Annotated in this window: 19 protein-coding genes and 1 other RNA gene; 4 read left to right on the plus strand and 16 right to left on the minus strand. The window is 60.4% G+C overall.

Annotated features, from left to right (window positions below):
- Positions 1–5: 5 nt before the first annotated feature.
- The 9 genes from JZY08_RS13955 to rimP all read right to left on the minus strand — a co-directional run bounded on the left by JZY08_RS13955 (position 6) and on the right by rimP (position 11,377).
- Entirely contained in the window at positions 6–1,022 is a 1,017-nt protein-coding gene (locus tag JZY08_RS13955) for a class I SAM-dependent methyltransferase (protein ID WP_216330467.1), read from the minus strand.
- A gap of 176 nt (positions 1,023–1,198) precedes the next feature.
- The gene (gene pnp, locus JZY08_RS13960; RefSeq protein WP_082183370.1) at positions 1,199–3,346 is read right to left on the minus strand and encodes a polyribonucleotide nucleotidyltransferase; all 2,148 of its coding nucleotides are present in this window, start codon (positions 3,344–3,346) and stop codon (positions 1,199–1,201) included.
- Between the two features lie 268 nt (positions 3,347–3,614).
- A complete protein-coding gene (gene rpsO, locus JZY08_RS13965; RefSeq protein WP_003492949.1) occupies positions 3,615–3,884 on the minus strand; it encodes a 30S ribosomal protein S15 in 270 nt (89 codons plus the stop codon).
- 223 nt (positions 3,885–4,107) lie between these two features.
- Positions 4,108–5,055 (minus strand): tRNA pseudouridine(55) synthase TruB, encoded by a 948-nt coding sequence (gene truB / locus JZY08_RS13970; protein ID WP_137038445.1) that lies wholly within the window; start codon positions 5,053–5,055, stop codon positions 4,108–4,110.
- 3 nt (positions 5,056–5,058) lie between these two features.
- Entirely contained in the window at positions 5,059–5,475 is a 417-nt protein-coding gene (rbfA, locus tag JZY08_RS13975; protein WP_035241339.1) for a 30S ribosome-binding factor RbfA, read from the minus strand.
- Between the two features lie 75 nt (positions 5,476–5,550).
- Positions 5,551–8,301, minus strand: coding sequence for a translation initiation factor IF-2 (infB, locus tag JZY08_RS13980; protein WP_216330468.1), 2,751 nt, complete (start codon positions 8,299–8,301; stop codon positions 5,551–5,553).
- A 102-nt stretch (positions 8,302–8,403) separates the two neighbouring features.
- A complete protein-coding gene (locus JZY08_RS13985) occupies positions 8,404–9,105 on the minus strand; it encodes an RNA-binding protein (protein WP_216330469.1) in 702 nt (233 codons plus the stop codon).
- Positions 9,102–10,718, minus strand: a complete 1,617-nt coding sequence (gene nusA, locus JZY08_RS13990) for a transcription termination factor NusA (protein ID WP_137038449.1) — start codon at positions 10,716–10,718, stop codon at positions 9,102–9,104. The genes JZY08_RS13985 and nusA overlap by 4 nt, the downstream gene beginning before the upstream one ends.
- A gap of 62 nt (positions 10,719–10,780) precedes the next feature.
- On the minus strand, positions 10,781–11,377 hold the full coding sequence (gene rimP, locus JZY08_RS13995) for a ribosome maturation factor RimP (protein ID WP_003492962.1): 597 nt from the start codon (positions 11,375–11,377) through the stop codon (positions 10,781–10,783).
- Between the two features lie 290 nt (positions 11,378–11,667).
- On the opposite strand from rimP, the gene JZY08_RS14000 reads away from it, so the two are divergent.
- Positions 11,668–13,296 carry an MFS transporter gene (locus JZY08_RS14000; protein WP_035241342.1) on the plus strand — a complete coding sequence of 543 codons (1,629 nt, stop codon included), beginning with the start codon at positions 11,668–11,670 and terminating at the stop codon, positions 13,294–13,296.
- A 186-nt stretch (positions 13,297–13,482) separates the two neighbouring features.
- Here JZY08_RS14000 and JZY08_RS14005 read toward each other — a convergent pair whose 3' ends face one another.
- Both JZY08_RS14005 and recR read right to left on the minus strand, forming a co-directional pair.
- Positions 13,483–14,781, minus strand: coding sequence for a lytic murein transglycosylase (locus JZY08_RS14005; protein ID WP_216330470.1), 1,299 nt, complete (start codon positions 14,779–14,781; stop codon positions 13,483–13,485).
- Positions 14,782–14,816: 35 nt separating this feature from the next.
- Positions 14,817–15,422 carry a recombination mediator RecR gene (recR, locus tag JZY08_RS14010; protein ID WP_003492968.1) on the minus strand — a complete coding sequence of 202 codons (606 nt, stop codon included), beginning with the start codon at positions 15,420–15,422 and terminating at the stop codon, positions 14,817–14,819.
- A 37-nt stretch (positions 15,423–15,459) separates the two neighbouring features.
- On the opposite strand from recR, the gene JZY08_RS14015 reads away from it, so the two are divergent.
- Positions 15,460–16,095, plus strand: a complete 636-nt coding sequence (locus JZY08_RS14015) for an MOSC domain-containing protein (RefSeq protein ID WP_216330471.1) — start codon at positions 15,460–15,462, stop codon at positions 16,093–16,095.
- 13 nt (positions 16,096–16,108) lie between these two features.
- Here the strand turns inward: JZY08_RS14015 and JZY08_RS14020 are convergent, their stop codons facing one another.
- From JZY08_RS14020 to ffs, 3 genes are all read right to left on the minus strand, one after another.
- Positions 16,109–16,432 (minus strand): YbaB/EbfC family nucleoid-associated protein, encoded by a 324-nt coding sequence (locus JZY08_RS14020; RefSeq protein WP_003492973.1) that lies wholly within the window; start codon positions 16,430–16,432, stop codon positions 16,109–16,111.
- Positions 16,433–16,459: 27 nt separating this feature from the next.
- The gene (locus JZY08_RS14025) at positions 16,460–18,337 is read right to left on the minus strand and encodes a DNA polymerase III subunit gamma/tau (RefSeq protein WP_003492974.1); all 1,878 of its coding nucleotides are present in this window, start codon (positions 18,335–18,337) and stop codon (positions 16,460–16,462) included.
- Positions 18,338–18,419: 82 nt separating this feature from the next.
- Positions 18,420–18,516: signal recognition particle sRNA small type (gene ffs, locus JZY08_RS14030), an RNA gene on the minus strand.
- A gap of 77 nt (positions 18,517–18,593) precedes the next feature.
- Between ffs and JZY08_RS14035 the strand changes: the two genes are divergently transcribed.
- Both JZY08_RS14035 and nudC read left to right on the plus strand, forming a co-directional pair.
- Positions 18,594–19,010, plus strand: a complete 417-nt coding sequence (locus JZY08_RS14035; RefSeq protein WP_035241346.1) for an HIT domain-containing protein — start codon at positions 18,594–18,596, stop codon at positions 19,008–19,010.
- Positions 19,010–19,972 carry an NAD(+) diphosphatase gene (gene nudC, locus JZY08_RS14040; RefSeq protein WP_003492979.1) on the plus strand — a complete coding sequence of 321 codons (963 nt, stop codon included), beginning with the start codon at positions 19,010–19,012 and terminating at the stop codon, positions 19,970–19,972. Before JZY08_RS14035 ends, nudC begins: the two co-directional genes overlap by 1 nt.
- 15 nt (positions 19,973–19,987) lie before the next feature.
- Here the strand turns inward: nudC and JZY08_RS14045 are convergent, their stop codons facing one another.
- Both JZY08_RS14045 and JZY08_RS14050 read right to left on the minus strand, forming a co-directional pair.
- Entirely contained in the window at positions 19,988–20,863 is an 876-nt protein-coding gene (locus JZY08_RS14045) for a prephenate dehydratase (RefSeq protein ID WP_216330472.1), read from the minus strand.
- An 11-nt stretch (positions 20,864–20,874) separates the two neighbouring features.
- Positions 20,875–21,630: a 3-deoxy-manno-octulosonate cytidylyltransferase gene (locus JZY08_RS14050; protein ID WP_216330473.1), complete on the minus strand. Its 756-nt coding sequence runs from the start codon at positions 21,628–21,630 to the stop codon at positions 20,875–20,877.
- Between the last annotated feature and the right edge of the window lie 43 nt (positions 21,631–21,673).

Genomic DNA, 21,673 nt, shown 5'->3' on the forward strand with positions numbered 1-21,673 from the left:
ACTGATTATTTCTGCGCGCTCAGGATCTTGAAGCGTGCGTTGCGGCATACCTCGCCGCTGGTGCGGAACTCTGCTGCGAGCACCGGCTCATAGGGCATGCCGCGATTGGCAACCATCAGCAGCTTTCCGCCGCTGCGAAGCGCGCCCGCCGCAGCCTTGATGAAGGCCTGACCAAGGGCGGGTTCCGCCGCCTGTCCCGCCGCGTGGAAAGGCGGGTTCATGATGATCAGGTCGTATTTTTCCTTCGGCGGTTCGTTTGCCAGATCCTGCCAGAAGAAGCGTGCCGTCAGCCGCGGATTATTCTCGAGAAGATTGGTCTTGGCGAATTCGAGCGCGTTCCAGTCGGCTTCGAAAAGATCGATGCGGGCCGTGCGCGGCGATTTTTCCGCCAGCATGACCGAGAGATAACCCCAGCCTGCACCGAAGTCGGCAGCATTGCCGTCAAAGTCGGTCGGCAGGCGCGATGCGAGAAGCTCCGAGCCGTCATCCACCCGGTCATGCGAGAACATGCCGGGCAGGGCGGTGAAACGGCCTGCTACCGTGGCGGCATGCTGGGCAAGCTTTGACACGGCGGATGACACATCGTCTGGCCGTCTGAACCAGACGGCGACGCCGTGATATTTCGGCGTCGATTCCGCTTCTATGCCAAGCTTCGCCAGCGTCTTGCGCAGCGTCAGAATACCGTCTTCCTTCGATCCGGCAGCAACGATGAGGCCACCGGCTTTCACGCGCGAAAGTGCTTCGGCAATACGGTTTTCGTTTTCGCCACGGTGTTTGCCGCACAGCAGAAGCGCGGCATCGTAGTTCTCTCCCGAAACATCGGGTGTGACCTGCGCACCCTGCGCCTGAAGGGGCCGGTAGAGCGGCCTCAGATGCTGGACCGCGACGATCTCCGCATCAAAACCGTCCAGCCGTGGGCCGGCCTCTGCTCCCAGAAACAGAACGCGCTCGCCCTCTTTCGGCATGTCGAGTATTTCTGCGGCAAAGGGATGGAAAAGGGTTTTGACTGCGTCACGGCTCATTGGAGCGTCCTTAAGATCGAGCATTTCCAGTAAAATTGCGTCGCGGTTTTACGCCCGGAAAATGCGTAAAAACAAATAAGTAGAGCGCTTTCGCGTTTCGGAGAAAGGCGGAAACGCTCTAATAGAAAAAAGGCGCGGGCAAAACCCGCGCCTCGATAGGGTCTGGCGGCGCGGCCTTATTCGGCAGCGGCTTCGCCGTCTTCCTTCTTCTTGTCGGCAGCGACTTCCTGGCCGGTGGCCTGGTCGACAACCTTCATGGACAGGCGAACCTTGCCACGCTCGTCGAAGCCCATCAGCTTGACCCAGACCTTGTCGCCTTCCTTGACGACGTCAGAGGTCTTGGCAACACGCTCGGAAGCAAGCTGCGAGATATGAACGAGGCCGTCGCGGGCGCCGAAGAAGTTGACGAAAGCGCCGAAGTCGGCGGTCTTGACGACCGTGCCTTCGTAGATCTGGCCGACTTCCGGTTCTGCAACGATCGAGTGGATCCACTTGCGAGCCGCTTCGATTTCCTTGCCGGAAGAGGAAGCGATCTTGACGGTGCCGTCATCCTCGATGTTGATCTTCGCGCCGGTCTTTTCGACGATTTCGCGAATGACCTTGCCGCCGGAACCGATGACTTCACGGATCTTGTCGACCGGAATGTTCATCACTTCGATGCGCGGTGCGAATTCGCCGAGCTGGCCACGGCTCTCGGTGATGGCGTTGGCCATTTCACCGAGGATATGCTTGCGGCCACCCTGTGCCTGCTCCAGAGCGATCTTCATGATCTCTTCGGTAATACCGGCGATCTTGATGTCCATCTGCAGCGAGGTGATGCCATCGGCAGTACCGGCGACCTTGAAGTCCATGTCGCCAAGGTGGTCTTCGTCACCGAGGATGTCGGAGAGAACCGCAAAGCGCTCGCCCTCAAGGATAAGACCCATGGCGATACCGGCAACCGGCTTTGCCAGCGGAACGCCGGCGTCCATCAGTGCAAGCGAGGTGCCGCAAACCGTTGCCATCGACGAGGAGCCGTTGGACTCGGTGATTTCGGAAACGACGCGCAGCGTGTAGGGGAACTGTTCCGCAGTCGGCAGCATCGGGCGGATAGCGCGCCATGCGAGCTTGCCGTGACCGATTTCGCGACGGCCCGGGGAGCCCATGCGGCCTGTTTCACCGACCGAGTAGGGCGGGAAGTTGTAATGCAGCAGGAAGCGTTCCTTGTACATGCCGGTGAGGCTGTCGACATACTGCTCGTCTTCGCCGGTGCCGAGCGTCGCAACAACGATCGCCTGGGTTTCACCACGGGTGAACAGTGCCGAACCGTGCGTGCGGGGCAGAAGGCCGACTTCCGAGATGATCGGACGAACGGTCGACAGGTCGCGGCCATCGATACGGCTCTTGGTGTCGAGAACGTTCCAGCGAACGATCTTGGCCTGAAGGTGCTTGAAGACAGCGCCGATTTCTTCCGGCGTATACTTGGCTTCGCCTTCTTCCGGCAGGAAGTGCGCCTTCACCTTCGCCTTGACAGCGTCGACGGCAGCGTAACGGGCAGCCTTTTCGGTGATCTTGTAGGCATCGCGCAGTTCGGCTTCGGCGAGCGCCAGCATTTCGTTTTCGAGCGCGGAGAAGTCTTCCGGTTCGAATTCGCGGGGTTCCTTGGCGGCAACTTCGGCGAGCTTGATGATCGCGTCGATGACCGGCTGGAAGCCCTTGTGGCCGAACATGACGGCGCCGAGCATGATGTCTTCGTTCAGTTCCTTGGCTTCCGATTCAACCATCAGAACAGCGTCGGAGGTGCCGGCGACAACCAGATCGAGAGTGGATTCTTCCATCTCGTCGAGATGCGGGTTCAGAACATATTCGCCGTTGATGTAGCCAACGCGCGCGCCGCCGATCGGGCCCATGAACGGGATGCCGGAAAGCGTCAGTGCTGCGGAGGTGGCAACCATCGACAGAACGTCCGGGTTATTTTCCAGATCGTGCTGGATGACGGTGACGACAACCTGCGTGTCGTTCTTGTAGCCTTCCGGGAAGAGCGGGCGGATCGGGCGGTCGATCAGGCGCGAAACCAGCGTTTCGTTTTCGCTCGGACGGCCTTCGCGCTTGAAGTAACCACCGGGGATCTTGCCGGCCGCGTAGGTCTTTTCCTGGTAGTTGACGGTGAGCGGGAAGAAGTCCTGGCCGGGCTTCGGGGACTTTGCGGAAACTACGGTCGCGAGAACCATCGTCTCGCCGTAGGTTGCGATGACGGCGCCGTCAGCCTGACGGGCAACCTTGCCGGTCTCGAGCTTCAGCGGGCGGCCTGCCCATTCGATTTCCACGGAGTGTTGATTGAACATATCTTGTCCTTGTTTGTACTTGCCCGCCTTGTAGGGGCAAAGAACGACTCAATCACGGGCAAGACAGCCGGAGGCTTTCGAAGTCCAAGCATCCGGCAATCCTGCCCCATGACAGGTCTGCGGTTGAAAAGGCGACACCGGCCCATCCGGGGCTACCTTATCGTTCGGGGGCCATAGATGTGGCAAACGCCCGGAAATTCACGATGACCTTCAAAAGGCCGGATATAAAAACCGGCGGGTATCTTTGCGAGACCCGCCGGATAAGGTTTTAGCGGCGAATGCCGAGAGCACCGATCAGCTTGCTGTAACGGGCTTCGTCCTTCTTCTTCAGATAGTCGAGAAGCGAACGACGGCTCGAAACCAGCGTCAGAAGGCCACGACGGGAGTGGTTGTCCTTCTTGTGGTCCTTGAAGTGACCGGTGAGGTTGTTGATCCGCTCGGTCAGGATAGCGACCTGAACTTCCGGAGAACCGGTGTCGCCTTCCTTCGTTGCATATTCCTTGATGAGGGCGGCTTTGCGCTCTGCAGTAATCGACATCGGACGATCCTTTCTATTTTAAGGAAAAATGGGACGCCTAGAGCCGGGATGTCGTCCAGCTCAGGCCATTCGGCAGCAAAGGCAAAGCCCAAGCTGGCGCTGCCTATAAACTATTCCGGGTACAATTGAAAGAGGCGATTGACTGCGCCTCCCAGAGCGTTTCCAGGAAAGGTGTGAAGCGGTTTTCAGTTGGGGAACGCATAGGCGAATAGATGGAGCCGTTTCAGCCGAAAACCCGCTTCGGCCTGAATTCTCCTTCGCCGATCTCGCCGATGGCGACCAGCTTGCCATGCGCGGTGGCATAGGCTTCCGGGTGATTGGCCGGCGCATCGCGCCCGCGCAGCAGGATAGGGTTGCCCATTTTCAGCCGGTGCGCCTGGTCGTCGTTGATGATGAGGCGGGGAAGGGCGGAAAGCGCCTCTGCCGTATCGATCAGAAACGCGTCCAGTGCTTCAAGCCGCTCGTCGCGATCTTCGATCGCTTCCAGCGCCGTCAAGGTCTCGAGCGGCACCATCATGTCCTCGCCGAACGGCGCAACCATGGTACGCCGCAATTGCGAAATATGGCCGTAGCAACCGAGATCGCGGCCCATGTCGCGCGCGAGTGCACGCACATAGGTTCCCTTGCCGCATTCCACCTCGAAATGGGCGGTGTTGGCATCGGGGCAGGCGAGCAGTGTCAGGCGGTGAATTTCCACTTCGCGTGCCGGGATTTCCACGGTCTCGCCGTCGCGCGCCAGATCATAGGCGCGCTCGCCGGCGATCTTGATGGCGGAAAACTGCGGCGGCGTCTGCATGATAACGCCGGTGTAATTGGGCAGAATATCGCGGATCGCCTGTTCGTCGGGGCGCTGGTCGGAGGAATTGACGGCCTCGCCTTCCAGATCGTCGGTCGTGCGCTCCTCGCCCCAGGTGACGGTAAACTCGTAGATTTTCCGGCCGTCCATGACGTAGGGAACCGTCTTGGTGGCATCACCCAGCGCAATCGGCAACATGCCGGAAGCCAGCGGATCGAGCGTGCCGGCGTGGCCGGCCTTCTGGGCGTTGAACAGCCACTTGATCTTGGAAACGGCTTCGGTGGAGCCGAAATCGAGCGGCTTGTCGAGAATGAGCCAGCCCGAAATCGGGCGGCCCTTGGGTTTGCGGTGCTGCTGTTTACGTGGTTTGGACATGCTTCAGTTCTGTTCGTCGTCTTTTTCGTTTGAAGGTCCAAGATCGCGCTGCACCTCCGGTGACCGCAGGAGTGCGTCGATCTTCTGGTAATTGTCGAAACTCGTATCGTCGCGGAAACGCAGTTCCGGCATGTATTTCATTTGCCGCAGCTGGGGGCCCAGACGTCCGCGCATGAATTTGGCGTGGCGGTTGAGGGCGCTGATGATGTCGGTGTGATCCGCAACGCCAAGCGGCGTCACGTAAGCGGTCGCGATCTTGAGATCGGGCGACATGCGCACTTCCGAGATGGAAATGACGGTGCTTTCGATCAGGTCGTCACGGACTTCACCGCGCTGGAGAATCTGGGTCAGTGCGGCGCGCACCTGTTCGCCGACACGCAGCATGCGTTGCGAAGGGGCCGATGATGTTGCTTTTGCCATTGGTAATGCCTCAAACGGAGCGAGCGCCGGTTAAGCCGGCGCCCGACAGAAAAATCCTGTTTTGCGGCGAGACGCTTAGAGCGTTCTCGTGATGTGCTCGACGCGGAAGCACTCGATGGTGTCGCCGGCGCGGATATCTTCGTAGTTTTCGAATGCCATACCGCACTCCTGACCAACAGGCACTTCGTTGACTTCGTCCTTGAAGCGCTTGAGGGTCTTGAGCTTGCCTTCGTGGATAACGACGTTGTCGCGCACCAGACGCACACCCGCACCACGTTCCACCTTGCCCTCGACGACGCGGCAACCCGCGACCTTGCCGACCTTGGTAATGTTGAACACCTCGAGAATTTCGGCATTGCCGAGGAAGGTCTCGCGACGTTCCGGCGAAAGCAGACCCGACATCGCCGCCTTCACGTCATCCACCAGATCGTAGATGATGTTGTAGTAGCGGATTTCGATACCGGCGCGTTCGGACGCCGTACGTGCCTGTGCGTTGGCGCGAACGTTGAAGCCGATGATCGCGGCGTTGGATGCCTCGGCAAGCGAGATATCCGATTCCGTGATGGCACCAGCACCAGAGTGAACGACACGAGCGCGGACTTCGTCTGTGCCGAGCTTGTCGAGCGAAGCGATAATGGCTTCGACCGAACCCTGCACGTCCGCCTTGATGACCAGCGGGAATTCCTTCAATCCCGAAGTCTGCAACTGGCTCATCATCTGTTCCAGCGAGCCGCGCTGACCGGTCTGGCGGGCGACAGCCTTGTCGCGTGCCAGACGCTGGCGGTATTCGGAAATCTCGCGGGCGCGGCTTTCGTTTTCGACAACCGCAAAACGGTCACCGGCCGACGGCGTGCCGGAAAGGCCGAGGATTTCGACCGGCATGGCCGGACCGGCTTCCTTGACGTGTTCGCCCTTGTCGTTGACGAGCGCGCGCACACGGCCCCACTGGTCACCGGCAACGATGATCTGGCCGGGCTTCAGCGTACCCTTCTGCACGAGAACGGTGGCGACGGCGCCGCGTCCACGGTCCAGCTCGGCTTCGATGACCGTGCCTTCTGCGGTGCGGCTTGGATCTGCCTTGAGATCGAGGATTTCCGCCTGAAGCAGGATCGCTTCGAGCAGCTTGTCGAGATTGAGCTTGTTCTTGGCCGACACTTCGACGTCAAGAACTTCACCACCCATCGATTCCACGAAAACTTCGTGCTGCAGCAGCTGCTGGCGAACCTTTTCAGGGTTTGCCTCGTGCTTGTCGATCTTGTTGATCGCAACGACGATCGGAACACCGGCAGCCTTGGCGTGATTGATGGATTCGATCGTCTGCGGCATCACGCTGTCGTCTGCGGCAACAACCAGCACGGCAATGTCAGTCGCCTGCGCACCACGGGCACGCATTGCCGTAAAGGCGGCGTGGCCGGGGGTGTCGATGAAGGTGATCTTCTGGCCGTTCTTTTCGACCTGATAGGCACCGATATGCTGGGTGATGCCACCGGCTTCGCCAGCAACAACATTTGCCTGACGGATGGCGTCGAGCAGCGAGGTCTTGCCGTGGTCGACGTGACCCATGATGGTGACCACCGGCGGACGGGAAACCATCTCGCCTGCGTCGTCAGCCTGGTTGAAGATGCCTTCTTCAACGTCGGATTCAGACACGCGCTTGACGGTGTGGCCGAATTCGACGGCGATCAGTTCCGCCAGATCGGCGTCGATCACGTCGCCCGGCTTCATCATCTGGCCCTCCTTCATCAGGAACTTGATGACGTCGACGGCGCGTTCGGACATGCGCTGCGACAGTTCCTGAATGGTGATGGTCTCAGGCAGGATGACTTCGCGCATGACCTTTTCGCGGGTTTCCTGCATCTGGCTGCGGCGGAATTTCTCCTGACGGCGGCGCATGGATGCCATGGAGCGGCCACGCGGCGTGCCGTCCTCATCCAGATTGGACGAGGTAACGGTGAGTTTGCCACGACGGCGTTCTTCTTCCGTCTTCAGGCGGGCGGCGGGCTTGGCCGGAACCGGCGCCGCGACCTTGCCGCGTGCCGGAAGGCTGCTGCCGCGGCGCGCACCGCGATCGTCCTCGTCATCACCACCAGCGCGGCGTCCGCGCGGAGCGACGGTTTCAGGCGTGCCAGGAGCGGAGCGGGGAGCGGCGGCTGCAGGCTGAGGACGGGCATCGGCGCGTGGCGCCGGTGCTGCGGCCTGTGCCGGCTTTTCATCGGCCGGTTCGGATTTTGCTTCAACGGCAGGCTGGCTAGCCGCCACCTTTGCGGCTGCAGCTTCCTCGATGGCGCGGCGTGCTGCCTCTTCCTTTTCGGCGGCGAGGCGGCGTTCTTCCTCGACCTTGCGGCGCGCTTCGTCTTCGGCGCGCTGCTTGGCTTCCACGACATCGCGGGCCTGCGCTTCCATCAGCGCGCGGCGACGGGCTTCCATCTCGCCTGCTGAAAGGTCGTGCAGAACATTGCCGCGCGGCCGGTCAGGCTGGCGCTGCTGGGGTGCGGACGAGCCGGGACGCTGCTGCGACTGGGAAGAACCCGGGCGCTGCTGCTGGCCACCTGGCTGGTGAATACGCGGCTGGGGGGCCTGCGGGCGCGGCGCCGAAGGCGCCGGGGCTGCTGCTACAACCGGCTTCGGTGGTGCTGCAACAGGCTGAACCGGCTTCTCGTCTTCGGGACGCAGGGGGCGGCGCTTGCGTGTTTCCACGACAACCGCGTTTGTGCGACCTCGACCCATGTCCTGCCGCACGGTGCCCTGATTCATCCCGCCCGGTTTCAGGGTAAGAGTCTTCTTGGCCGGCGCATTGAGTGTCTTGTCGTCGTTGTTGTCGGTCATTCCGTTCCCGTTCCTTCGGACGAAAACCGGATGACGTCCATCAGGCCTCGTCGTTCAATTGCTGCATCGGAACGCGGCGACCGCTCATGTTCGGTAACCGCGTCATTGTTCTGTCCGGGCAGCGTCGCGTTCCGCCTCAGGCTGACCGCCAAGGCGGTACTGCTCAAGCATCTTTGCGCGCTTCACTACACCCTCACCCGCCTGCCCCGCAAGCGCGCAAGCATGGATAAAAGCATTCTGGCCCATCAACTCGTCCATTTCGGCTCCACTGAAGAGCCGGAAAGACGGAATTTCATTGCCGGCATCGCTGCCGAGCGCCCAGGCCTTTCGGGCCTGGTCCAGTTTTCTCACGCCGTCGGCCGCAGCATCGTTCGCGTGGAACACGGCAATCGCGTTCCCGGACCGGACGGCGGCATCGACCTTCGTTGCGCCGCTGATGAACTGGCCCGCCTTGCGTGCCATGTTCATCATTCCCGCAAGCTGCTGCGCCATCAGCCGGTCAAGAAGAGCAACAAGCTCCGGCCCGGCCTTGACGTCGCGTTTGAGAGCCCGTGCGAAGAGCTTCTTCGCAATGGCTTTCTCGATCAGGGCGCGCTCGGGTGTTACCCAGCAGCCGCGCCCCGGCAATTGGCGTTTCAGATCCGGAACGACGTTGCCATCCGGCCCTGCGACGAAGCGGATCAGCTCGTCTGGCGATCCGCTCTGCCGTGTCACAATGCACATACGTCCATTGACGTTGCCAGCAAGCCGCCCGTCCTCATCGGTTTCGGGCAGCTCGTCCAGCTCATGCGCCTGCGATGTCATTCCTGTTCGGCGGTATCCGCCTCCTCGGCAGCTTCGAGATCGGCTTCCTCTTCGGAAGCGAGCTCCTCGGCCGTGATCCAGCCAGCCAGAAGACGGGCCTGCACAACCATGTTCTCAGCCTCGACGCGCGATACGTCGAGCTTGGAGAAGATGCCTTCGAACTTCTTCGTCTCGCCGTCCTTGCGTTCGCTCCAGCCGACCAGATCGTCCGCAGCGCAACCGGCAAAGTCCTCGATGGTCTTGATGCCGTCTTCACCCAGCGCAACCATCATCTGCGAGGTCAGGCCGTCGATCTGGCGAAGCTCGTCGGTAACGCCGAGTTCCTTGCGCTTGGCGTCCATTTCGGCTTCCAGGCGTTCCAGATATTCGCGGGCGCGGGTCTGGATTTCATCGGCGGTATCCTCATCGAAACCATCGATGGAGGAGATTTCGTCGAGATCGACATAAGCGAGTTCTTCGACCTGCGCGAAGCCTTCGGAAGCCAGAACCTGGCCGACCATCTCATCGACGTCGAGGGCGTCCATGAAGAGTGCCGTACGCTCGTTGAATTCCTTCTGACGGCGCTCGGATTCTTCCTGCTCGGTCATGATGTCGATATCCCAGCCGGTCAGCTGCGATGCCAGACGTACGTTCTGGCCGCGGCGGCCGATGGCGAGCGAAAGCTGCTCGTCGGGAACGACCACTTCGATGCGCTCGGATTCTTCGTCCAGAACGACCTTGGCGACTTCTGCCGGCTGCAGGGCGTTGACGATGAAGGAGGCCGGCTCCTGGCTCCACGGAATGATGTCGATCTTTTCGCCCTGCAATTCGCCGACGACGGCCTGAACGCGCGAACCGCGCATACCGACGCAGGCGCCGACCGGATCGATCGACGAGTCGTTCGAGATGACGGCGATCTTGGCGCGCGAACCGGGGTCACGGGCAACCGACTTGATCTGGATGATGCCGTCGTAAATCTCCGGAACTTCCATGGTGAAGAGCTTCACCATGAACTGCGGATGGGTACGCGACAGGAAAATCTGCGGGCCACGCTGCTCGCGGCGAACGTCGTAGACGTAAGCGCGCACGCGGTCGCCGTAACGCATGTTCTCCCGCGGAATCATCTCGTCGCGACGGATGATGCCTTCGCCACGGCCGAGATCGACGATGACGTTGCCATATTCGACGCGCTTGACGGTGCCGTTGACGATTTCGCCGATGCGATCCTTGAACTCGTCATACTGGCGGTCGCGCTCGGCTTCGCGAACCTTCTGCACGATCACCTGCTTGGCGGACTGGGCGGCGATACGGCCGAAATCCATCGGCGGCAGCGGATCGGCAATGAAGTCGCCGAGCTTGGCGTCCGGGTTGCGGTCGCGGGCCAGTGCGAGCGGGATCTGGGTCGAATAATCTTCGGCCGCCTCGACAACTTCCAGAAGACGCTGCAGGCGGATTTCGCCGGTCTTGGAGTTGATGTCGGCGCGAATGTTGGTTTCCGAACCATAGCGCGAGCGGGCGGCTTTCTGGATAGCGTCGGCCATTGCGGCAAGCACGATTTCGCGGTCGATGACCTTTTCGCGCGCCACAGCATCGGCGATCTGCAGAAGCTCAAGCCGGTTAGCACTCACTGCCATTTTTCTGTCTCCGTAAGTCGCATAATTGCGTTGGTCGCCCGTTTTCGGGCTTTACGTTGGAATTAGTCTTCGTCTGCTTCGTTTTCGTCGTTCTGGTTTGCGGCGGCGGCCTTTGCCGCCTTGTCTGCCCGCAGTGCATCACGAATAAGGTCATCCGTCAGAATGAGCTTCGCATCCGAAAGCGCGCTGAACGGAATGATGACTGTCGGCTCCTCGCCATAGGCGATCTGGTCGCGTTCCAGCTTGAAGCCATCCGCATCGACCTCAACGATCTTGCCGCGAAACCGCTTGCGGTTCTCGACCAGAATGGAGGTTTCGACCTTCACCAGATGACCCTGCCAGCGGGTGAAATCCGATTTGCGAACCATCGGCCGGTCGATGCCGGGCGAGGAAACTTCGAGATGATACGCTTTATCGACCGGATCTTCCACATCAAGAACAGGTGAAATCGCCATCGAAATGGCTTCGCAGTCCTGGACGGTCATTGTTCCGTCTTCGCGCTCAGCCATGACCTGAAGCGTCATGCCGTTCTGGTTGGAGAGCCGCACGCGCACCAGAAGATATTCCATGCCCGTCAAAACAGGCTCGATGATCTCGGCGATGCGCTGATCGATGCCCGTTTCGGTTATCAGTCGCGGTTCATATGTGGTGTCTGCCATCTGGCCTTCCGGTCGTTGATTTTTTCGCCGGGCCCTGAAGCCCGTGGTTTCCGGTTCGCCTAACGAAAAAGAGCGGAGCCTTGCGGCCCCACTCTTCATCAAGCGATCAAGAATTTCAGTGGTCATATAGACCCATCGGGGCAGGATTGCAAGGTTTTCGCAGGCAGCCCCACTTCGGTGACGGCCCCGGCCATATTTTCACCCTTACCGTGTCGGAAAGGCTGGCATGATTGTCGGCACTGTCTATAGTTGCCGTTTGATAGATCGCAGTTGCATTAAGTGGACTGATCGTGCCTGACCGTAAATCGCCACTCACGCCTTTAAGGCATTTGACTTACAGACGAATCTGGGTCGCCAGCCTTGCCTCGAATTTCGGTGGACTGATCCAGGCGGTTGGTGCCGCATGGATGATGACGTCGCTGTCGAGTTCGGAAAACATGATCGCGCTGGTGCAGGCCTCCACCTCGCTGCCGATCATGATGTTCTCACTCATTTCAGGCGCGCTGGCTGATAGTTTCGACCGTCGCCGCATCATGATTTCCGCGCAGTTCCTGATGCTGACGGCCTCCGTTCTGCTCACGGTTTTTGCCTGGTCCGGCTGGCTCACGCCCTGGCTGCTGCTCTTCTTCACCTTCATGATCGGCTGCGGCACAGCGCTCAACAATCCGTCCTGGCAGGCTTCCGTCGGTGAAATGGTGCCGCGCGAGGATCTGCCCGCCGCCGTGACATTGAACAGCGTCGGCTTCAACATCACCCGCAGCGTCGGCCCGGCCATCGGCGGCATCATCGTCGCGGCCGCAGGTGCTGCCGCCGCGTTTTTCGTGAATGCGCTCAGCTACTTCGCCCTGATCTACGCCTTGTTGCGCTGGCAGCCGCCGAAATATGCCTCGACATTGCCGCGCGAGCAGCTTCTCGCCGCCATTTCTGCGGGCATGCGTTATGTGGCCATGTCGCCCAATATCGGCAAGGTGCTGGTGCGCGGCTTTCTCTTTGGCCTCTCCGCCAGCGCCATCCTGGCCCTGATGCCGATCGTCGCCCGCGATCTGGTCGAAGGCGGGCCGCTGACGTACGGTGTCATGCTGGGTGCATTTGGTGTCGGCGCCATCGGCGGTGCGCTCATCAGCGCCCGGCTGAGGGAAGTCATGTCCAGCGAATGGATCGTGCGCGTCGCCTTTTTAGGCTTCGCTTTCAGTTCCGGCGTGACGGCAATCAGCACGAGTGCGATCATCACCTCGCTTGTCCTGACGGTGGCCGGCGCCTGCTGGGTTCTGGCGCTTTCCCTGTTCAATACCATCGTCCAGCTTTCCACCCCGCGCTGGGTGGTCGGCCGGGCGCTGTCGCTTTACCAGACGCTGACTTTCGGCGGCATCGCGGTCGGCAGCTGGCTGTGGGGTGAACTCGCGGAAGATTACGGCATTTCCTACTCGCTTCTCTGTTCCTGCGTGCTGATGCTGCTTGGCGTGGTGGTCGGCTTCAAGCTCGCCATGCCCGCCTTCGCCTCGCTCAATCTCGATCCGCTCAATCGCTTCGTGGAGCCGCCGCTGAGGCTCGATATCAAGCCGCGCAGTGGGCCGATCGCCATCCTCATCGACTATGAAATCCACGACGAGGATCTCGGCGAGTTCCTGCCGCTGATGGCGGAGCGCCGCCGCATCCGCCTGCGTGATGGCGCACGCAACTGGAACCTGATGCGCGACCTGGAAAATCCTGACATCTGGACGGAAAGCTACCATGTGCCGACATGGGTGGAATATGTCCGCCACAACCACCGCCGCACCCAGGCGGATGCGGAGGCCTGGGACAGGCTGCTTGAGCTTCATCGCGGCAAGACCCGGCCGCGCGTGCACCGGATGATCGAGCGGCAGACCATTCCGCCGACCGACGATATCTTCCACAAACCCCATACCGACCAGCACTGAGAGGCTGGGAGAGGCAGAAACGGGACAGGTAAAAAGGCTATTGATGGCCCTTGCCATAACCCTCGATGTCATCCTCGGGCTTGTCCCGTGGATCCAACCACGTATCGTTAAATCAATCGGTTGCAGATGCTCGGGACAAGCCCGAGCATGACGACGGAGAGGTTTTCCGACGTCGCCGGTAACGTGCTATTTCAGCTTAGCCTTCAGGCTTGCATCTGGAAAACACGTCGGTGAGAGCCCGTTTTTCGCCTGCCAGTCTCCGAGCGACCGGCGCGTCTTGAAGCCCGCAAGCCCATCCGCCTTGCCGACATCGTAGCCCTTGGCCACCAGCGCCTTCTGCATGGCGAGAACATCCGAGCGCAGCATCGATCCGACATTGCCCCATTCACCCTTGAACGGGCCTGCCCCATGGGCGATGCGGTCGGCGAGATTGCCGATGAAGAGCGCGTAGAGATCGGAATTATTATATTCCTTGATGACGTAGAAATTCGGCGTCACCACGAATTCCGGCCCGTGACGTCCGGCCGGAACCAGCATCATGCCATCAGCGGATAGGTCATTGGACGGAAAGGCTTTTCCGGAAATGCGGGTAATGCCCATCTTCGCCCAGTCGGCCACCGGCCGGGCAAGGTCGGGGCCCTCCTGCGCGCAGGAAACATTGGCGGGGATCGATACTTCAAAACCCCAGTCGCGATTGCGCTGCCAGCCGCGCTGGGAAAGATAGTTCGCTATGGATGCCAGCGCGTCCGGCACGGAATTCCAGATATCGCGGTGGCCGTCGCCATCGAAATCCACGGCATATTTGAGATAGCTCGACGGCATGAATTGCGGCTGGCCGAGCGCGCCGGCCCAGGAGCCCATCATGCGCGAGGCCGCAATATCGCCGCTCTCGACGATTTTCAGCGCGTCGATCAGCTCGGTGCGGAACATCTCCTTGCGGGTGGACATATAGGCTTTCGTCGCCAGCACATCGACCACCGAATGCGGCAGTTTTGCCCGGCCGAAACCGGATTCGCGGCCCCAGATCGCGATGACGATATTGCCGGGCACGCCGTATTTCGCCTCGATCCTGCGCAGCGTCGCCGCATGCGTGGCGGCAAGCGAGCGGCCGGTGCCGGCCAATCCCTGCAGCCGTTTTTCGGAGAAATAGGCTCCCGGGGAGGAGAATTCCGCCTGACTCTGGCTCTGTTCCTTCGGCGGTTTCTGGCCGGGGATAACGAGATCAGGCAGGTTCCAGCTGATGGAAAGACCGCTGAGCGTGGCCTCAAGTGTTTTCTGCGATATGCCGGCCTTGCGGGCTTCCGGCCAGATTTCCTTTTTCAGCCAGACGTTAAATTCGGCGTCGTATCGGGCTGCGGCTGCGCCTGTCGGTGCCGACTGCGCAAAAGCGGTCGTTGCTGAAAAAACGGAAAGAATGGCGGCCAGTGCCTTAAAGCTTTTCCGTCCGGAAATGCGCCAAGACAAGGAATCAAATCGGTTTCGCATTCGGTCTCCTCTTTGGATGACGGGGAGGGAAGGCGTCAGATCGTCGTGCGCGCCCGAAGCGCGGCCGTCAATGTGCCTTCGTCGAGATAGTCCAGTTCGCCGCCCACCGGCACGCCATGCGCAAGCCGGGTGATCTTGACGCCGAAATCGGCCAGACGGTCGGTGATGTAATGGGCGGTCGCCTGTCCTTCCACCGTCGCATTGACCGCGATGATGAGTTCGCGGATACCGCCGACGCTGACGCGATCGATCAATCCCTTGATGTTCAGATCTTCCGGCCCGACGCCATCAAGCGGCGACAGCGTACCGCCCAGCACGTGATAGGCGGTGTTCATGGCGCCCGCCCGCTCCAGCGCCCACAGATCCGAAACGTCTTCCACCACGATGATGACCGCCTGGTCACGCCGCTCGTCGGTGCAGACGGTACAGGGGTCGATGGTATCCACATTGCCGCAGCAGGAGCAGATCTTCACCTTGTCATAGGCCTCACCCATGGCATGGCCGAGAGGCCCAAGAAGCTGTTCCTTCTTCTTGATGAGATGCAGCGCCGCCCGCCGCGCCGAGCGGGGCCCAAGCCCCGGCACTTTTGCAAGCAGCTGGATCAGTTTTTCGATTTCGGGGCCGGTGACTCGTTTTGCCATGAGCGCTTTCTACTGCATAAATCGGGAAACGGGAATCATGAAGCGCAAAGGGCAGTCCATGAAAATAAGGGCGGTATGCCGGGGCGAGGCGACGACCCTGCCGGGAAAGACGGCAAAGACGGGCATTTTCAAACATGCCGTGCAAGGTGCGGTGATTGTGGATGCTGAAGGCATTGTCAGCGACGCCGTCTGCAATCGCAAACATCACGGCGGGCCGGATCAGGCGATTTACGCCATGGGCTCCGTGGATCTCGATTTCTGGTCCGACACGCTTGGTCTCAGCATCGAGCCCGGTTTTTTCGGGGAAAATCTGGTCCTGGGGGGCATCGACAGCGCAAAGCTGCATGTGGGCGACAGGTTCCGGACCAAGGAGGTGGCGTTGGAGGTGACGGCTGCCCGAATTCCCTGCGCGACCCTCTCAGCCCGGATCGGCGAGCCCGATTTCGCCCCGCGCTTCCGCAAGGCGGGCCATCCGGGCTTTTACTGCCGGGTCCTGAAAGGCGGAATGCTCATGGCTGGTGAGGACGTTGTGTTTGAACCCTATCAGGGAACGAAACTGCCCATACCGGTTATTCTGCAGCGCTTCCGCCCCATGCAACTCACCGAGGACGAACGCGCTGCCTATCTCGACACGCCGCTTGCAAGCCGCTTCCGCGCCATGCTGGAAGTCTGATTTCGAGAGACTATCAGAACGGTAGCTTCATGCCGGGCGGGATCGGCAGGCCGGCGGTGATTTCCTTGGTTTTTTCTGCAGTTATGGCCTCGGCGCGTTCCTTGGCGTCATTATGGGCGGCAACGATCAGATCTTCGAGGATTTCGACGTCGTCTTCCTTGAAGAGCGACGGATCGATCTTCAGGCCGAGCATGCTGCCCTTGCCGTTCAGCTTCACGGTGACGAGACCGCCGCCGGACTTGCCTTCGACTTCAAGCGCGGCGATATCCGCCTGCAGCTTTTCCATCTTGGCCTGCATTTCCTTGACCTTGCCCATCATGCCCATGATGTCGCGCATGTGCCAGACTCCTGTTTTTGTTATGTATTAAAATTCGATGTCGTCGCCGGGAAGGATGTCGCCTTCGCTCGATTCGGCAACCGAAGGGGCCGGGGCGATTTCGTCGGGCTCGTCCTGCTGGGTAACGCGAATGCGCACGTCGGTGATTTTTGCACCGGGAAACTGCTGAAGAATGGCCGCCACGTCAGGGTCCTGCCTCGCATCGACGAGGCGGGCGTCCCGCGCGCTGCCCTCGGCTTCAACCAGCGTCGGCTGACCCTGTTCCTTGCTGAGGCTGACGATCCAGTGGATACCGGTCCACTCCTTCAGCTTGACGCCGAGCTCGCCGGGGAGCGATCCGGGTGCGCCATCGCCGAGGCGCATGTCGAGCCGGCCCGGTTCCAGTCGCACCAGCCGCACGAAGTTGCGAACCTTTGCCCGCATGACGGGATCGCGATTTTTCTGGCACAGATCGGCGATATCCTGCACGGAATTAACAGGAACTTTCGGCTCCGGCCGCTCTTCGGTTTTCGGTGCCGCGACCTGCATTTCCTGCGGGCGGCTGTCAGGCACGGCGCGCAGCATGGTCGAAGGCTGCGAGCTCGCCGGCCTCTGGGCGGGAAGCTCCACAGGTCTTCCTGCGGCTACCGTCTGCCCTGACGAATAGGCACGCGCACCGCCGCCATTGCCGCCGCCCGAAGGCGCGCCATTCGAATAGCCGCCATCGCCGTTGGAAAGTTCGAGCAGGCGTCGAGCCGCATCTTCCGGTGCCGGAAGATTGGCGGCGTGCGAAAGGCGGATCAACACCATTTCGGCCGCACCTGCGGGACGCGAGGCATTTTCCGTTTCCGGAATGCCTTTCAGCAGCATCTGCCAGATACGCGAAAGCGCGGTCACCGCAATCGTCTCGGCAAATTCCGCACCGCGCACGCGTTCTATTTCTGAAAGCGAGGGGTCTTCCGCCGCGTCAGGCACATATTTCATGCGGGTGACGAGATGGGTGAAATCGGCAAGATCGTTCAGCACCACGACGGGGTTCGCACCCGCCTCATATTGCCCGTTGAACTCCGAAAGTGCCGCCGCAACATCACCTTTGACGACGTGCTGGAAGAGATCAACGATGCGGGCCCGGTCAGCAAGGCCGAGCATGCCGCGCACGGCTTCGGCTTCCACGCGTCCGCCGCCATGGGCGATGGCCTGATCGAGCAGGGAAAGACCGTCGCGGGCAGAGCCTTCGGCTGCGCGGGCGATCATCGAAAGCGCCTGCGGTTCGGCCTCGAAGCCTTCCTTGCCGGCAATGGCGGTGAAAAGGCCGACAAGATCGGCGGCGCTGATGCGGCGCAGGTCGAAGCGCTGGCACCGCGACAGGACGGTAATCGGAACCTTGCGGATTTCAGTGGTTGCGAAGATGAATTTCACATGCTCCGGCGGCTCTTCCAGCGTCTTCAGAAGACCGTTGAAAGCCTGCGTTGAAAGCATGTGCACTTCGTCGATGATATAGACCTTGTATCGCGCCGAGACCGGGCGGTAACGAACCTGCTCGATGATCTCGCGAATGTCGTCAATACCGGTATGGGAGGCGGCGTCCATCTCGATCACGTCGACGTGGCGGCCTTCCATGATCGCCTGGCAATGTTCACCGGGGATGCGCAGGTCGATGGTCGGCTTGTCGATGGTGTCTGTCTTGTAATTCAGCGCCCGGGCGAGAATGCGCGCCGTGGTCGTCTTGCCCACGCCGCGAACGCCGGTCAGCATATAGGCCTGCGCGATGCGCCCGGTCTCGAACGCATTGGTCAGCGTGCGAACCATCGGCTCCTGGCCGACCATCAGATCGGAAAAATCCTTCGGGCGATATTTGCGTGCCAGTACCCGGTAGCCGGTCCCGCCCTGGGATTCGCTTGTTGTGGTGGGTACGGTGTCGCTCATCGCCTCGCCAGTTTGTTTTGCCAGTTTTTCTAGGGGCGCTGAACTGGCCCGGCGAAAGCTGAGCACGTCTTTTAAAAAAAGGGTGGGAGGCTGGCACGGCGACCCGTGCCTGGCTCGTTAGGGCTGCTTCCTTCCGGACCTGACCCGGTTGGCGAGTGGCTCGTCCACCACCAACCTCCCGGGGCCACATATCGGCAATATCGACAGCAAATGCAAGCCAAGCATTCAAAAAACTGCTATCACGGTGAAAACAAACATGGAGGACGCCTTGGAGACATTCCGGCTGGACGACAGGCTGGCGCGCGACAGCATACTTGTGACGCGTTTGGGACTATGTGAACTGCGTTTGCAGAATGACAGCCGCTGGCCCTGGCTGGTGCTGGTGCCACAGAGAGACGGTGCCAGCGAATTGTTCGATCTTACCCCGCTCGATCAGGCCGTGCTGACCTTCGAGACCAATCTCGTCGCCACCGCGCTGAAACAGGTGACCGGGGCGACCAAGATCAATGTCGGCGCGCTCGGCAACATCGTCCGGCAACTGCACGTCCATATTATTGCTCGCAATGAAGGTGACACCTGCTGGCCCGGCCCTGTCTGGGGTCACGGAACGGCGGTGCCCTATGCTGCGGGTGAAAAGGAAACTCTCATGAAAAAAATCTCCGGCGCGCTCTGATGATCTCCATGACTATTTTTGAAACCACTGCCCCCCATCCCGAAGCAAGCCTGCTGACAGCCTTTTCCAAGAACGCCCTGGACCGTTTTGCCGAAAAACGGACGGAAGATTGCGTTGCCGATGCGCTGAAAGTCGACGGCACCCACATTTTCGCTTTTTCCGGAAACCGGCTTGTCCTGAAGCACGACGAACAGGTCATCGATCCCCTGTTTTCCGCCTATGAGCTGGCGGAGTTGCAGCCGGATTTCGACAATGCCGTTCTGCTCGGATATCGCGAAACCGGCGAGCCCAGAATTGCGGTGCCGGTTGCTGTTGCCGAGGACCAGCTGGCCAGCCACTACAAGCTTGCCGACGCACGCACCCTCTATCGCGATCATCTTCTCGATGAGGAATTGCTGAGCGAGGTTGCCCAGGCCGTCAGCCTAACGCATTGGAACGGCGACAACCGTTTCTGTGGACGGTGTGGCGGGACAATGGAATTGCGCATCGGCGGCTACAAGCGCATCTGCGCCGCCTGCAATCACACGATTTTTCCCCGCACCGACCCCGTTGTCATCATGATGACGATCGATATCGAGCGCGATCTTTGCCTGCTTGGCCGGGGCGCACATTTTGCACCGGGCATGTATTCCTGCCTTGCCGGTTTCGTGGAACCGGGTGAAACGATAGAGCAGGCCGTTCGCCGCGAGACGCACGAGGAATCCGGTGTTGAAGTCGGCCGCGTGCGTTATCACGCCTCCCAGCCCTGGCCGATGCCGCATACGCTGATGATCGGCTGTTATGCCGAGGCACTGTCCTTCGATATTGCCCGAGATGAGATCGAACTGGAGGATTGCCGCTGGTTCACACGGGCGGAAGTCGCCAAGATGCTGGAGACGGCAACAGGTGAGGGCTTTTCCGCGCCTCCCGGTGGCGCAATCGCGCACCGGCTGATGCGCGATTGGGTGGAATGGACGAAATAATCGCGTTCGGCAGGCTCAGCTCTGGTTGAGCTTGCCGCGCATCGCATGGCCCTTGTAGACGCCGAGAATGCGGACCTTCTCGGAAAAGAAGCGCAGCTCGTCCAGCGCATGCCGTACCGGTTCGTCATCCGGGTGGCCTTCAATATCGGCGTAAAACTGCGTCGCCACGAATTTTCCGCCCAGCTGATAGCTTTCCAGCTTGGTCATGTTGATGCCGTTTGTCGCAAAGCCGCCCATGGCCTTGTAGAGCGCGGCCGGAATGTTGCGGACGTTGAACACGAAAGTCGTGACGATGATTTCGTCGGGAGAATCGCCGCGGGGCTGGCGCTTGGCCCAGTTTTCATCACGGGAAAGCACCACGAAGCGGGTGACGTTGTTTTCCGAATCCTCGACATTTTCAGCCAGAATATCGAGACCGTAAAGATCGGCGGCAAGACGCGGCGCCAAGGCTGCCATGCTGCGATCGCCCTTTTCGGAAACCTGCTTGGCAGCGCCCGCTGTATCGCCGGCAATAACCGGCTTCCAGCCGTTGGAGCGGATGATCTTGCGGCACTGGCCAAGCGCGTGGATGTGGCTGTGGACGGTGCGGATCTCGTCTTTTTTCACACCCGGCATCACCATCAGCTGGAAGCGGATCGGCATGAAATATTCACCGATGATGTGAAGGCGCGATTCCGGCAGCAGGTGGTGAATATCCGCAACGCGGCCGGCCAGCGTGTTCTCGATCGGGATCATGCCAAGATCGGCTTCGCCGTTTTCAATGGCGTTGAAGGCGTCCTCGAAGGTCGGGCACGGCAAAGGCTCCATGTCCGGGAACATGTCGCGGCAGGCCATGTCGGAATTCGCGCCGAATTCGCCCTGAAAGGCAATGCGTTTTGTGCTCAAGGTCATGGGACTGTCCGTTAGAGAGATCTGCTTGCAAGAATAGTGCGGGCTTTTTCGAGATCGTGCGGCGTATCGACGCCAAGCGGCACGGAGCGGACGATTTCAGCATCGATGCGCATGCCGGCTTCCAGTGCGCGTAGCTGTTCCAGCCGCTCGCGTTTCTCCAGCGGCGATGGCGGAAGGCTCACGAATGTCTCGAGTGCTGCGCGGCGATAGGTGTAAAGCCCGATATGGTGATAAAGCGGCCCATCACCGTAAGGCGCGGTCGCGCGGGTAAAATAAAGCGCGCGCAATCGCGTCTCGGAAAGCGGGCTGCCGACGACTTTCACGACGTTCGGATTGGTTTTTTCTTCCTCGTCGGTGATTTCGACCGTCAGCGTCGCAATGTCGACGGCAGGATTTTCCAGCGGGCGCAGCGAAGCGCGGATTGTTTCCGCCTCAATCGTCGGAAGGTCGCCCTGGACATTGATGACATATTCGGCCTTGCCATAGGGGTCGGCCTTCTGCAAAGCCTCGAAAATGCGGTCAGAACCGGACTGGTGATCGTCGCGCGTCATCATCACATCGAAACCGGCATTTTTCACGGCCGAAAAAACCTGTTCGTCATCCACCGCGACGACGATTCGCTCGGCCCCTGCTTCACGTGCCCTCAGCGCAACCTGCACGATCATCGGCTTGCCGCCAATGTCCGCGAGCGGCTTGCCGGGCAGGCGTGTGGATGCCATCCGCGCCGGTATGAGGACGACAGCTTTCTCGAAATCCCGATTCTTCATCCGACACCCTTCAAATCCCGCCCGAAAAGTGTCAAAACGTCAC

Source organism: Rhizobium sp. X9 (assembly GCF_018873185.1).
Taxonomy (GTDB): domain Bacteria; phylum Pseudomonadota; class Alphaproteobacteria; order Rhizobiales; family Rhizobiaceae; genus Agrobacterium; species Agrobacterium oryzihabitans.

Bases quoted from the DNA above. Each gene is read 5' to 3' on its own strand.
- JZY08_RS13955 (WP_216330467.1), bottom strand. From the start codon at position 1,022: ATGAGCCGTGACGCAGTCAAAACCCTTTTCCATCCCTTTGCCGCAGAA.
- pnp (WP_082183370.1), bottom strand. From the start codon at position 3,346: ATGTTCAATCAACACTCCGTGGAAATCGAATGGGCAGGCCGCCCGCTG.
- rpsO (WP_003492949.1), bottom strand. From the start codon at position 3,884: ATGTCGATTACTGCAGAGCGCAAAGCCGCCCTCATCAAGGAATATGCA.
- truB (WP_137038445.1), bottom strand. From the start codon at position 5,055: ATGTCCAAACCACGTAAACAGCAGCACCGCAAACCCAAGGGCCGCCCG.
- rbfA (WP_035241339.1), bottom strand. From the start codon at position 5,475: ATGGCAAAAGCAACATCATCGGCCCCTTCGCAACGCATGCTGCGTGTC.
- infB (WP_216330468.1), bottom strand. From the start codon at position 8,301: ATGACCGACAACAACGACGACAAGACACTCAATGCGCCGGCCAAGAAG.
- JZY08_RS13985 (WP_216330469.1), bottom strand. From the start codon at position 9,105: ATGACATCGCAGGCGCATGAGCTGGACGAGCTGCCCGAAACCGATGAG.
- nusA (WP_137038449.1), bottom strand. From the start codon at position 10,718: ATGGCAGTGAGTGCTAACCGGCTTGAGCTTCTGCAGATCGCCGATGCT.
- rimP (WP_003492962.1), bottom strand. From the start codon at position 11,377: ATGGCAGACACCACATATGAACCGCGACTGATAACCGAAACGGGCATC.
- JZY08_RS14005 (WP_216330470.1), bottom strand. From the start codon at position 14,781: ATGCGAAACCGATTTGATTCCTTGTCTTGGCGCATTTCCGGACGGAAA.
- recR (WP_003492968.1), bottom strand. From the start codon at position 15,422: ATGGCAAAACGAGTCACCGGCCCCGAAATCGAAAAACTGATCCAGCTG.
- JZY08_RS14015 (WP_216330471.1), top strand. From the start codon at position 15,460: ATGAAGCGCAAAGGGCAGTCCATGAAAATAAGGGCGGTATGCCGGGGC.
- JZY08_RS14020 (WP_003492973.1), bottom strand. From the start codon at position 16,432: ATGCGCGACATCATGGGCATGATGGGCAAGGTCAAGGAAATGCAGGCC.
- JZY08_RS14025 (WP_003492974.1), bottom strand. From the start codon at position 18,337: ATGAGCGACACCGTACCCACCACAACAAGCGAATCCCAGGGCGGGACC.
- JZY08_RS14035 (WP_035241346.1), top strand. From the start codon at position 18,594: ATGGAGGACGCCTTGGAGACATTCCGGCTGGACGACAGGCTGGCGCGC.
- nudC (WP_003492979.1), top strand. From the start codon at position 19,010: ATGATCTCCATGACTATTTTTGAAACCACTGCCCCCCATCCCGAAGCA.
- JZY08_RS14045 (WP_216330472.1), bottom strand. From the start codon at position 20,863: ATGACCTTGAGCACAAAACGCATTGCCTTTCAGGGCGAATTCGGCGCG.
- JZY08_RS14050 (WP_216330473.1), bottom strand. From the start codon at position 21,630: ATGAAGAATCGGGATTTCGAGAAAGCTGTCGTCCTCATACCGGCGCGG.